The following is a 12,452-nucleotide window of genomic DNA, read 5'->3' as shown; positions in this document are numbered from 1 at the left end:
GCTGTCAGTTTTGTCGATACTGCTCGCTGTCCGAAGACAGTCCGCGAGCCTTGTCGCGGTGTGCTACCCAGTGTTCGACCAGTTCGCGCAGTTGCGACAGCTCGATAGGTTTGGCCATGTGACCGTCCATACCTGCCTGGCGTGCACGATCCTTGTGCTCAGTGAGAATATGCGCAGTCAGTGCAACGACCGGTGTGCGCACCCGCTGATTGCCGACCTCCCAGGCACGCAATTGCTCGGTTGCCGAGAAACCGTCGAGTATCGGCATTTCACAGTCCATCAGTACCAGGTCATAACGCTGCGCCTTCATGGCACGCAGCGCTTCTTCGCCGTTGCTCGCCGTATCGGGATTCAGGTTGAGCTTGCCGAGCATGCCGCGGATCACTTTGGTCGAAATGCTGTTGTCTTCGGCTACCAGGATCCGGAAGTCGCCCGGTACGCTGACCGGCGTATTGATGACCGGGCCAGGCTTTTGTGCAGCAACGCCCTTGTTCAACTGGGTCAGTTCATCTGCCAGCGTCGTCTTGAGCGTGTAGCCCGCCACCGGTTTGGCCAGAATGCGCTTGATACCGGAGTTGCGAGCAATGATCTTGCTTGGGGCATTGCTGATACCGGTAAGCATGATCAACAGAATGTCATGATTCAGACTTGGGTCTTCCTTGATCTTGGCGGCCAGTTGCATGCCGGTCATGCCGGGCATGTTCTGGTCGAGCAGGACCACATCGAAATAGTCGCGCAGATGCGCCTTGGTCCGCAGCAAGGCCAGTGCCTCCTTGCCGGACGCCACTGCACTGACATTCAGGCCCCAGGCGCTGCATTGCTGGACCAGCACCTTGCGGCAGGTATCGTTGTCGTCAACCACCAGCACTCTGGCATCTTTCAGCGGGCTGTCCAGATCGATGGTCGGCTGCTCCAGCAGCTTTGCGTCCAGCGGCAGGTTCAGCCATAACGTGTTGCCCTGGGTGCCGCTGTTCTGAATACCGAATTCACCGTCCATCAGGATGATCAACTGGCGGGCGATGACCAGCCCCAGGTGACCACCGAGCCTGCTACTGGCCAGGAAGTTCCGGCTGTGCAGTTCGGCGTGCAGCAACTCTTCACGTTCTTCGTCGGAAAGCGATTCACCGCTGTCCTGCACCGAAATACGCAAACGCGTCTTTCCGTTTTTCGAAGACTCAAGGGCGACGGCCAGAAGAATTTCACCTTCGTCAGTCTTCTTCAGGGCATTTTCCAGAAGGCTCAACAGCGTCTGGCGCAGGCGAGTCGGGTCACCATTGATAACCCGTGGCACCTGGGGCTGGATCTGGCTGATCAGCTCGACCTGCTGCTGCTCGGCCTTGGCGCGGAAGATATTCAGGCAGTCCTCGACCAGCGCGCCGATGTCGAACTGCACATCGTCCAGTTCTATCTGCCCTGACTCGAGCTTGGTGATGTCCAGAATCTCGTTGATCAGCGTCAGCAGTTCGTTACCGGCACTGTGAATGGTCTGCACATAGTCGCGCTGCTTGACTGACAGCGGCGTGCCGAGCAGCAGTTCGGTCATGCCCAGCACGCCATTCATGGGTGTGCGAATCTCGTGACTGATCTTGGCCAGAAATTCGGCTTTGGCGTTGATTTCGGCGGTACTCGCAGCCTGATCGCGGCTGAGGCTGAAACGGTCTTCGGTGATGCTGCGATGGCGTTCGCTAAGGGCCAGGCTCATCGAAAGACCGCTGATGCAGAACACGCTGAGCAGCGCGAGTATCAGCCACTGTGGCGGCACCAGACTCAGCCACAGCAGGCCCGGCAGAACCACCATGTAACCAATGTTGAAAATGATCATCCCGAGGACAAACAGGCGCGCCGAACGATAGCCTTTCTGCCAGTGCCACATCGACACCGCCAGAATGCTCAACGTCGTCAACGAGACCAGGCCGAAAGTCAGAATATTGATCGGCAGTCTGTCGTCCAGCAGTACCAGCACAGTACCGATGCCCATGAGCACGGCGTTGCCCAGCAATAGACGATCCAGTTTGCGGGCGTTGCGATGGACGAAGAAGCAGTAGGTGTAGATCAGGCCTGCGACAGCCGCCAGCAACAGCGCAATGTGCGCACTGGGGGTCTGTGCGATATTCCACGGATCAATCGGGCGGAGCAGGTTAAGCAGCAACAGGGCACTGAGCCCGAGCAGTGCTTCGCAGGCGGCGAGCCATAGATTGCTACGCGACCGTGTATGCCCGTAGCGCGTCAGGTTCTGCACGATGAGCATCGACAGCGCACCGAAAAGCAGCCCGAACAGGAAGGGTTCAGTCTCGTCGGCGGCGCTTTTGATGGCCGGCTCCAGGGTAATGCTGGGGCGCATTTTCTGGGTGGAGACCAGCTTCAGATAGATATCCAGCGTGTTTGAACTCTGCGGGATCGGCAGCAGAAAATCGTTCGAGGGCAGACGCTGATCTTCCTTGGGCACCTCGTTGCCGGTGCGCAGGTGATCAATCTGTTGATCGCCGTCCATGACATACATGTCCGCGCTGGCGAGGTCCGGAGCGAAGATGCGCAGAAGCTGCTCGTGCTGGGTAGGCAGCAGGCGGTAGTGCAGCCATACCGCACTGTCACGTTCCGCTGCAGTGACTCGTTCCAGCTCGATAGGACTGAATTGATTCTGGTAGCGCGCCGAACGAATTTCATCCAGCGTCAGGTGGGCCTTTTCGTCGAGCAGCGTCGACCAACCTGCGCCATGCTCGGCCTGTGCCGAAAGCATGAACAGCAGGGTCAGCAGTCCAGCGATTGAGGCTATGGCAATCCTGAGCCAGCGCACAATGAAATCCCTTCGTGAGTGAATGCCGGGTAAAACCGCGAATGCCGGGTCAAATCGGCCTGCCTCTGATTGAAGAGACAGGCCTGATTGATTATTCCAGCTCTTCGCCACGCTCACGGGCAATGGCACGGTAGCCAATGTCCTTGCGATAGAAACATCCTTGCCAATCAACCTTGGCAGCCAACGCATAGGCATTTTGCTGCGCATTGCCAACACTGTCACCCAGTGCTGTAGCACACAGTACACGACCGCCGCCGGTCACGACACGATCATCCTGCAAGGCAGTGCCCGCGTGGAATATCTTGCCTTCCAGCTGTGCAGCAGCGTCCAGACCTTCGATGACTGCGCCTTTGGCGTAGTCGCCAGGGTAGCCACCGGCGGCCAGGACGATTCCCAGGCTTGGACGGGGGTCCCACTGTGCTTCGATCTTGTCCAGTGCCTGCGCCAGCGCAGCTTCAACCAGCAGTACCAGACTCGATTGCAGGCGCAGCATGACCGGCTGGGTTTCCGGGTCGCCGAAGCGGCAATTGAATTCGATGACTTTCGGGTTGCCAGCTTTATCGATCATCAGACCAGCATAGAGGAATCCGGTGTAAACATTGCCTTCATCAGCCATGCCCCTGACGGTCGGCCAGATAACCAGATCCATGACACGTTGATGAACTTCGGCGGTGACCACCGGGGCAGGGGAGTAGGCCCCCATGCCACCGGTGTTCGGGCCGGTGTCGCCGTCGCCGACGCGCTTGTGATCCTGGCTGGTGGCCATGGGCAGCACATTCTTGCCGTCGACCATGACAATGAAGCTGGCTTCTTCGCCATCGAGAAACTCTTCGATGACAACGCGGGAACCGGCTTCGCCAAAGGCGTTGCCAGCCAGCATGTCACGTACGGCATCTTCGGCTTCTGCCAGGGTCATGGCGACGATCACGCCCTTGCCTGCCGCAAGACCGTCGGCCTTGATGACTATCGGAGCACCTTTTTCACGCAGATAGGCCAGGGCAGGCTCGATCTCGGTGAAGTTCTGATAGTCGGCAGTGGGGATCTTGTGGCGCGCCAGGAAGTCCTTGGTAAACGCCTTGGAACCTTCAAGCTGCGCAGCGCCGGCGGTCGGACCGAAGCAGTCCAGACCACGGCTGCGGAACAGGTCGACAACGCCTGCAACCAGCGGCACTTCAGGACCGACGATGGTCAGCGAAACGTTCTTTTCAGCGAAATCCGCCAGTTGCTCCAGTGCCAGAACGTCGATAGCCACGTTCTCGCATTTGGCTTCGATCGCCGTGCCTGCGTTGCCCGGTGCGACGAACACCTTCTGCACACGTGGGTCCTGAGCGACTTTCCATGCCAGGGCGTGTTCACGACCGCCGCTGCCAATGATCAAAACATTCATTTCAAAAACCTCGATGACGCTGATTCTGGAGTACGCGGTGCGCCTGAGGCGACCCAACCGCCGTACGAGGCCGTAATGGCGCAGCAGACGCCTGCGCCAGTGCGACCGTTTTTCTGATTAGTGCCTGAAATGGCGCATGCCGGTGAAGACCATCGCGATGCCTGCTTCATCTGCAGCTGCAATCACTTCGTTGTCACGCATCGAACCGCCGGGCTGGATGACGGCAGTGATGCCGACCTTGGCCGCGTTGTCGATACCGTCACGGAACGGGAAGAACGCATCGGAGGCCATGACCGCGCCCTGCACCTGCAGCCCGGCATGCTCGGCCTTGATGGCGGCGATGCGTGCCGAGTTCACGCGGCTCATCTGGCCTGCGCCGACGCCGACGGTCTGGCGGTTGCGGGCGTAGACGATGGCGTTGGACTTGACGTACTTGGCGACTTTCCAGGCAAAGATCAGGTCATGCATTTCGTGTTCGGTAGGGGCACGCTGGGTAACGACCTTGAGGTCCGCCTGAGTGATCATGCCGATATCGCGGCTCTGTACCAGCAAGCCGCCATTCACGCGTTTGTAGTCCCAGGCAGGCAGACGCTCGCTCCACTGGCCGCTGGTCAGCAGGCGCACATTGGCTTTGCTGGCCACGATGGCACGCGCTTCGGCGCTGACGCTTGGCGCGATGATCACTTCGACGAACTGGCGCTCGACGATGGCCTTGGCCGTTGCTGCGTCCAGCTCGCGGTTGAAGGCGATGATGCCGCCAAATGCCGACTCGGAGTCGGTGGCATAGGCCAGCTCGTACGCCTGACGAATGCCGCCTTCATCATCCGGGCAGACCGCGACACCGCATGGGTTGGCGTGCTTGACGATCACGCAGGCCGGTTTGACGAAGCTCTTGACGCATTCCAGCGCGGCGTCGGTATCGGCGACGTTGTTGAACGACAGTTCCTTGCCTTGCAGCTGGGTGGCGGTGGCAATGCCGACCTCGGCAGGTTTGGCTTCGACGTAGAACGCCGCACTCTGGTGCGGGTTCTCGCCGTAGCGCATTTCCTGAGCCTTGACGAACTGGGTGTTGAAGGTGCGCGGGAACTGACTGCGGCCTTCGGTGCTCAGGGTTTCGGCAGTCTGGTCGACGCCGCCCAGGTAGTTGGCGATCATGCCGTCGTAGGCGGCGGTGTGCTCGAACGCCTTGAGCATCAGGTCGAAGCGCTGTGCGTAGGTCAGGCCGCCAGCCTTGAGGCTTTCCAATACCTGGCCGTAGTCACTGGCGTTGACCACGATTGCGACATCTTTATGGTTCTTCGCAGCGGAGCGGACCATGGTCGGGCCGCCGATATCGATGTTTTCGATGGCGGTCGGCAGGTCGCAGCCCGGTTTGGAGACAGTGGCTTCAAACGGATACAGATTGACGGCAACCAGATCGATCGGCTTGATGCCGTGCTCGGTCATGATGGCGTCGTCGATGCCGCGACGACCCAGAATACCGCCGTGGATCATGGGGTGCAGAGTCTTGACCCGGCCATCCATCATTTCAGCGAAGCCGGTGTAGTCAGCCACTTCGACTGCCGCGACGCCGTTGTCCTTGAGCAGTTTGAACGTACCGCCAGTGGAAAGAATCTCGACGCCCAGCGCTTCAAGCTCGCGGGCAAACTCAAGGATTCCTGTCTTGTCGGATACGCTGATCAGGGCGCGACGGATAGGCAGGCGGGTAGTCTGGTCGGTCATCTCGATTTCCATCAAAAGCAAAAGAAGTCAGCAAAAAAAAGCGACCGCGGTGCAAGGTCGCCTTTTCTGTTTTGAATGCTTTAAAGCAGATCGTACTGTTTGAGTTTCTTGCGCAGCGTGCCGCGGTTCAGTCCCAGCAGCTCGGAAGCCTTCGTCTGGTTGCCCTTGACGTAGTTCATCACGCTTTCCAGAAGCGGAGCCTCGACTTCCGACAACACCAGGTTGTAGACGTCAGTGACGGATGCGCCTTCGAGGTGGGCGAAATAATTGTGCAGCGCCTTCTCGACACTTCCGCGCAGGGTCTGACCCTCTTCGCTCGGCGTGTTGAGGTGCTGTTTCAAATTGACGTTGTCGCTCACGGGTGTTGTTCCACTCACTAAAGTCTCGGTCATCATCGTCATGCGGCCACCTCTTTATCATTCTCGTTATCCGGGCCCTTGCAGCCTTGGCTGAAGAACTCCCGGACGTTGGCGCACTGTGCTTCCGTATCTTCCAAACGATTGAAGTGGGCGCGAAACTCTCTGGCGCCCGGCAGGGTTGCGAGATACCAACTGACGTGTTTGCGTGCAATACGCACGCCCATCACATCTCCATAGAAAACGTGGAGCGCTGCCAGATGCTCAAGCAGAATACGTTCCACTTCACTCGACTGCGGCGCCGGGAGTTTTTCTCCGGTACGCAGAAAGTGTTCTATCTCGCGAAAAATCCAGGGACGCCCCTGGGCGGCCCTGCCAATCAGTAACCCGTCTGCGCCGGTGGCCTGTAGCACGCGCCGGGCTTTTTCGGGTGAATCGATGTCGCCGTTGGCAAACACCGGTATCGACACTGCCTGTTTGATCATGGCAATGGTGTCGTACTCGGCTTCGCCGGTGTAAAGGTCGGCACGGGTTCGCCCGTGTACCGCCAGTGCCTGAATACCGGCCTGCTCGGCGATTTTCGCCACCGTCAGACCATTTCGGTTGTCGCGATCCCATCCGGTGCGGATCTTCAGCGTGACCGGCACATCGACAGCAGCCACGACGGCCTGCAGGATGTCGTTCACCAGTTGCTCGTCTTTCAACAGCGCCGAGCCTGCTGCCTTGTTACAGACCTTCTTGGCCGGGCAACCCATGTTGATGTCGATGATCTGGGCACCCAGTTCGACATTGGCACGTGCTGCGTCTGCCAGCATCTGCGGATCACCACCGGCGATCTGTACCGAGCGTGGCTCGGGATCACCTTCGTGGATCATGCGCAGACGCGATTTGCGGCTGTTCCACAGGCTCATGTCACTGGTGACCATCTCCGAAACCACCAGGCCGGCACCGAGTCGTCGGCACAGCTGACGGAAAGGCTGGTCGGTGACGCCCGCCATCGGGGCGAGGACCAAGCCGTTTTGCACTGTATATGGGCCGATGCGTACTGCCGACATAGCCTTACCTGTTGTGGAGGCCAAATCATCCGCAGGCCGTGTAAAAAACCGTTTCACCCGGTCTGCAACGGCCCGTCCCACCAGCCGCTTGCGCCACCGTCAGATCGAACCGAGAGTTTGAAAAAGGGTTGGCATGATACCCGCTCTCGATGACTGGATAAAGGCTGAATTGGATAAAATCTGAACAGCTCGTTGCGGCGCTTGCAGGGAACGATTACACGGCATTTAGCACTGTAAATTCTGCGATCATGCAGCGTTCCCTGGCATAACGAGCCTGTATTGGATCAAGTAAAGCCGACGTTATGGCAGTGGGCCTGTCATTCCGGCGAACGGAAGTTCAGGCTGTAATTCACGGCCTTGGCGCCTGGATCAAGGATATCCAGCGCGATATGGATCGGCGTTTGCGGTGGCATCTCTTCCTTGCCGGCCATTTCGCCGCTCAGGTATTCACCGGGCTTGAACCGACGACTGGCAATCAACTGACCGCCGGTATCGGAAAAACGCAGCTCCAGCAGCGGGAACGGCTGGGAAAACGAGGCACGGTTGTAGATGATCGCGTCCACCACCAGAGCCCCCTGAAACTCGGGATGGCTGCGTACCACCAGATTGCTGCTCTTGAGCTGGGATATATCGACCTTGGTCGGCACCTTGCAGCCGATTTGCGGGCAAATCTGCTGGAACCACGGGCGATATTGATCCTGGCGAGCCAGTTGATCGAAATGGTACCAGACGTATTGACCGGCCAGACCCGCCAGAGCCAGTACGATCAACAGGCCCCACGCAAGGCGTCGGCCCCAGCGCGGTTTGGGCGGCTGCCAGTCCAGTTGCAAAGGGTCGTCAGTCAGGTCAAGCAGTGCCTGCTCGCGCACTGCAGGTTCGTTACGGCTGCGTCTGCCACGGGGTTCAGGTTCTGGTTCGTCGTCGTCCTGATCTTCGTCGTCATCCACGGCTGACCAGCGTTGCACTTTCTCGGCAGGCAGGGCCTTGCGCGGTGTGGTAACAAGCACGACGGGTTCGTCATCGTCCAGGTGCTTGTCCAGTGACAGCGAGGGCTCGGTCCTTTTGTCGTCGGGCAACGGCTCCGGGTCTTCGGGCGAATCCGGGTCGGGGATGACCTCGGCGTGCAGCTCGGGCAGACGTTCGACATCGTCGTTGTGCAGCGTGCCGACCCAGGCAGCCTCGTCGGTCTGGCGGTTGTCACGCTTCGCGGTAAGGCTCTCATCGTCAGTGCCGTCATCGCTGGCCGGGCGGGCGAAGGTGTCGGGTCGTCGAGTCTCGCGCTGTTCGAGGCGAGCCAGTTCTTCGTCCAGGTTCAGATTGTCCAGATCCAGCTCGCTGACCTGCCAGGGGTCATCGTCTTCAAGTGCCTTTTCCGGTTCTGGCTTCAGCTCGGGTTCGGGCGTCGACGCAGGCTCTGGTTGGGGCGGGGCTATGACCACCGGTGCGGCGCTCAGGGCCTCCTTTTCGGAGTCGACTATGGCGCGTTGCTCCAGCAACTGCCGGGCTGCGTTGAAAACCTGCAGGCAGGCTCCACATCGCACCACGCCGCGGGCCACGCTCAGTTGAGCGTGGCTGACTCTGAAACTGGTCTGGCAGTGCGGGCACTGGGTGACAAAACTGTCGGTCATGCGGCTGTCCGGTTGAAGCGGCGGTTAACGGCGGCGTCCCGTGATGCGTACCCAGCCATCTCGGTTTGCGATCGGGTCCAGATCAAAGCTGTCAGCATAGGCCGCAGCGACTTCCTCACCCTGTTCGGCCAGGATGCCTGACAGCGCCAGGCGACCACCGGTCCTGACCAGCGATGCCAGTTGCGGTGCCAGGGAAACCAGCGGGCCAGCCAGAATGTTGGCGACCAGCACATCGGCTTGCTGATGTGGCAGGTCCTCGGGCAGGTACAGCGGGAAGCGCTCGGCAGCGATGTTATTGCGTCCGGCATTGTCACGAGAGGCTTCCAGTGCCTGCACGTCGATGTCAGTGCCCACGGCCTGTTCGGCACCCAGCAGCAGAGCGGCGATGGCCAGAATGCCCGAGCCGCAGCCGAAATCCAGCACGTTGCAGCCTTTGAGGTCCTGGCCGTCCAGCCATTCAAGGCACAGTGCGGTGGTCGGATGGGTGCCGGTGCCGAATGCCAGGCCAGGATCAAGCAGCAGGTTCACGGCATCCGGTTGCGGTGCAGCATGCCAGCTTGGCACGATCCACAGGCGCTTGCCGAAACACATTGGCTGGAAGTTATCCATCCAGCTGCGCTCCCAGTCCTGATCTTCGATGACTTCGGCGCTGTGCTCGGGCAGTTCTTCGCCGGTCAGCAGGCTCAGGTGTGCCAAAGCCATTTCGGCATTGGTGTCGGCTTCGAACAGCGCCAGCAAATGGGTGTGTGTCCATAGCGGCGTGGTGTTGAGTTCAGGCTCGAAAATCGGCTGGTCTTCGGCGTCCATGAATGTCACGGACACGGCGCCGACTTCAAGAAGGGCGTCTTCGTAGGTTTCGGCTTGTTCTGGGCTGATGGCGAGACGGACTTGCAGCCAAGGCATGGCGGATTACCTTCGATTTGGAAATTAGGTGCGGCTTGCACGGCCGGCGCGGCCGCAGGAAGCGGGCAAGTTTACTGCTATGCGCTGCAAACAACAAAGCCGCATCGCTGCGGCTTTGTCGTTCTGAAACACACTGGCTTATTGATTGGCCAGTTTGTGCTCCAGGTAGTGGATGTTGACTCCGCCTTCGCAGAAGCCTTCATCACGGGTCAGATCACGGTGCAGCGGGATATTGGTCTTGATCCCGTCGACCACGATTTCGTCCAGGGCATTGCGCATGCGTGCCATGGCTTCTTCGCGGGTCGCGCCCCAGGTGATCACTTTGCCGATCAGCGAGTCGTAGTTGGACGGAACCTTGTAGCCGCTGTACAGGTGCGAATCGACCCGTACACCGTTGCCGCCCGGTGCGTGGAAGTGCTTGACCAGACCTGGGCTTGGAACGAAGGTTTTCGGGTCTTCGGCGTTGATCCGGCATTCCAGCGCATGCCCTTTGATGACCACGTCATCCTGGGTGTACGACAGTTTGTTGCCGGCGGCGATGCTGAGCATCTCCTTGACGATGTCGATACCGGTGACCATTTCGGATACCGGGTGCTCCACCTGAACACGGGTGTTCATTTCGATGAAGTAGAAACGGCCGTTCTCGTACAGGAACTCGAAAGTACCCGCGCCGCGATAGCCGATATCGATACATGCCTTGACGCAGGCAGCCAGAACATCCGCACGCGCCTGTTCGTCGATGAACGGTGCCGGTGCTTCTTCCAGAACCTTCTGGTGACGGCGCTGCAGCGAGCAGTCGCGGTCGCCCAGATGAATCGCCTGGCCCTGACCGTCGGAAATAACCTGGACTTCCACGTGACGCGGGTTGGTCAGGTATTTTTCCAGGTAGACCATCGGGTTGCTGAACCAGGCCGCAGCTTCTGCGCGGGTCTGGGAGGCAGCTTCGATCAGGTCTTCTTCGCGATGAACCACACGCATGCCGCGACCACCACCGCCACCGGCGGCCTTGATGATCACCGGGTAACCCACTTCACGACCGATGCGCAGAGCGGTTGCTTCGTCTTCCGGCAGCGGGCCGTCGGAACCCGGAACGGTTGGCACGTTGGCCAGCTTCATGGCGTCCTTGGCAGAAACCTTGTCGCCCATCAGGCGGATGGTGTCTGCTTTCGGGCCGATGAAGGCAAAGCCCGATTTTTCGACCTGTTCGGCGAAATCGGCGTTTTCAGCGAGGAAGCCGTAGCCAGGGTGGATCGCCGTGGCGCCGGTCACTTCGGCAGCCGAGATGATCGCCGGAATGTTCAGGTAGGACAGATTGGCTGGTGCCGGACCAATGCAGACGGTTTCGTCTGCCAGGCCCAGGTGCATCAACTCGCGATCTGCCGTGGAGTGTACAGCGACGGTCTTGATGCCCAGTTCTTTACAGGCACGCAAGATGCGCAAGGCAATTTCGCCGCGGTTGGCGATTAGAACTTTTTCCAACATCGCAGGCTCTCCCCGGGTCAAACGATTGTGAACAGCGGCTGGTCAAACTCAACCGGCTGACCGTTTTCTACCAGGATGGATTCGATCACGCCGCTGGCTTCTGCCTGGATGTGGTTCATCATTTTCATCGCTTCAACGATGCAGATGGTGTCGCCTTTCTTGACGGTCTGACCCACTTCGACGAATGCAGGCGAAGTAGGTGCCGGGGTGCGGTAGAACGTACCGACCATTGGCGACTTGACCACAAAGCCGTTCAGTTTTGGAACCGATGGTGCTTCTGCTGCGGCCGGAGCGGCTGCTGGAGCCGGTGCGGCGACAGGCGCAGCAACCGGGGCTGGCGCGTAGTAAGGCTGCGCTGGAGTCTTGCTGTGGCGGCTGATCCGTACGGACTCTTCGCCTTCACGGATTTCCAGCTCGTCGATGCCGGACTCTTCCAGCAATTCGATCAGCTTCTTGACTTTGCGAATATCCATTAATCAACTCCCAAGGTTCTGTAAGGGCAATTTGTCGGCCGTTTCAAGCGATGTGGTCAGCTTCAGGCTGGACTCGTCATGGCTTGGCACTGGCGGCCAGTTGTTCCAGGGCGGCTTCCAGGGCCAGGCGGTATCCGCTGGCTCCCAGGCCGCAGATCACTCCTACAGCGACATCTGAAAAGTAGGAGTGATGGCGGAAAGGTTCGCGTTTGTGCACGTTTGATAAATGCACTTCGATGAATGGGATGCTCACTCCCATCAGCGCGTCACGTATTGCAACGCTTGTGTGCGTAAAAGCGGCCGGATTGATCAAAATAAAGTCCACACCCTCACCGCGGGCGGCGTGAATACGGTCGATCAGTTCATACTCGGCATTGCTTTGCAGGTACATCAGATGGTGACCGGCATCGCGCGCGCGTTGCTCCAGGTCCTGATTGATCTGGGGCAGGGTAATGGTGCCGTAGACCCCGGGTTCCCGAGTGCCCAGCAGGTTCAGGTTGGGCCCGTGAAGGACCAGGATAGTCGCCATTGCGTGTTCCTTTTATTGTCTGCGAGCGGTTTACGCCCGGCGACTATGCCGGAAGGGCAATGGACTGTCCAGTTAACAACAGTAGCCAGCACGATGAGCGATATTCGCGCAAAGTTTGTGACT

Annotated in this window: 10 protein-coding genes; all 10 read right to left on the bottom strand. The window is 59.2% G+C overall.

Features of this window, described 5'->3' with window-relative positions:
• Positions 1-4: 4 nt before the first annotated feature.
• A complete protein-coding gene (gene retS, locus KP808_RS22020) occupies positions 5-2,794 on the bottom strand; it encodes a hybrid sensor histidine kinase/response regulator RetS (protein WP_058402630.1) in 2,790 nt (929 codons plus the stop codon).
• 91 nt (positions 2,795-2,885) lie between these two features.
• Complete coding sequence (gene purD, locus KP808_RS22015) at positions 2,886-4,181, bottom strand: phosphoribosylamine--glycine ligase (protein ID WP_058402629.1); 1,296 nt, start codon at positions 4,179-4,181, stop codon at positions 2,886-2,888.
• A gap of 117 nt (positions 4,182-4,298) precedes the next feature.
• Complete coding sequence (purH, locus tag KP808_RS22010) at positions 4,299-5,903, bottom strand: bifunctional phosphoribosylaminoimidazolecarboxamide formyltransferase/IMP cyclohydrolase (protein ID WP_005732154.1); 1,605 nt, start codon at positions 5,901-5,903, stop codon at positions 4,299-4,301.
• 80 nt (positions 5,904-5,983) lie between these two features.
• Positions 5,984-6,304, bottom strand: coding sequence for a DNA-binding transcriptional regulator Fis (gene fis, locus KP808_RS22005; protein ID WP_002555375.1), 321 nt, complete (start codon positions 6,302-6,304; stop codon positions 5,984-5,986).
• Positions 6,301-7,314, bottom strand: coding sequence for a tRNA dihydrouridine synthase DusB (gene dusB, locus KP808_RS22000; protein ID WP_004666305.1), 1,014 nt, complete (start codon positions 7,312-7,314; stop codon positions 6,301-6,303). The genes fis and dusB overlap by 4 nt, the downstream gene beginning before the upstream one ends.
• A gap of 317 nt (positions 7,315-7,631) precedes the next feature.
• Positions 7,632-8,942, bottom strand: a complete 1,311-nt coding sequence (locus KP808_RS21995; RefSeq protein ID WP_122281224.1) for a DUF3426 domain-containing protein — start codon at positions 8,940-8,942, stop codon at positions 7,632-7,634.
• A gap of 24 nt (positions 8,943-8,966) precedes the next feature.
• Entirely contained in the window at positions 8,967-9,845 is an 879-nt protein-coding gene (gene prmA / locus KP808_RS21990; protein WP_005746710.1) for a 50S ribosomal protein L11 methyltransferase, read from the bottom strand.
• Positions 9,846-9,983: 138 nt separating this feature from the next.
• Complete coding sequence (accC, locus tag KP808_RS21985) at positions 9,984-11,327, bottom strand: acetyl-CoA carboxylase biotin carboxylase subunit (RefSeq protein ID WP_002555371.1); 1,344 nt, start codon at positions 11,325-11,327, stop codon at positions 9,984-9,986.
• Between the two features lie 17 nt (positions 11,328-11,344).
• Entirely contained in the window at positions 11,345-11,800 is a 456-nt protein-coding gene (gene accB / locus KP808_RS21980; RefSeq protein WP_230016899.1) for an acetyl-CoA carboxylase biotin carboxyl carrier protein, read from the bottom strand.
• Between the two features lie 76 nt (positions 11,801-11,876).
• A complete protein-coding gene (gene aroQ / locus KP808_RS21975) occupies positions 11,877-12,329 on the bottom strand; it encodes a type II 3-dehydroquinate dehydratase (protein WP_002555369.1) in 453 nt (150 codons plus the stop codon).
• Positions 12,330-12,452: the final 123 nt, after the last annotated feature.

Source organism: Pseudomonas savastanoi (assembly GCF_020917325.1).
In the GTDB taxonomy this organism is placed as follows: Bacteria; Pseudomonadota; Gammaproteobacteria; order Pseudomonadales; family Pseudomonadaceae; genus Aquipseudomonas; species Aquipseudomonas amygdali.
The sequence above is the reverse complement of the archived record's forward strand: the minus strand, read 5'-3'. Positions and strand labels throughout refer to the sequence as shown.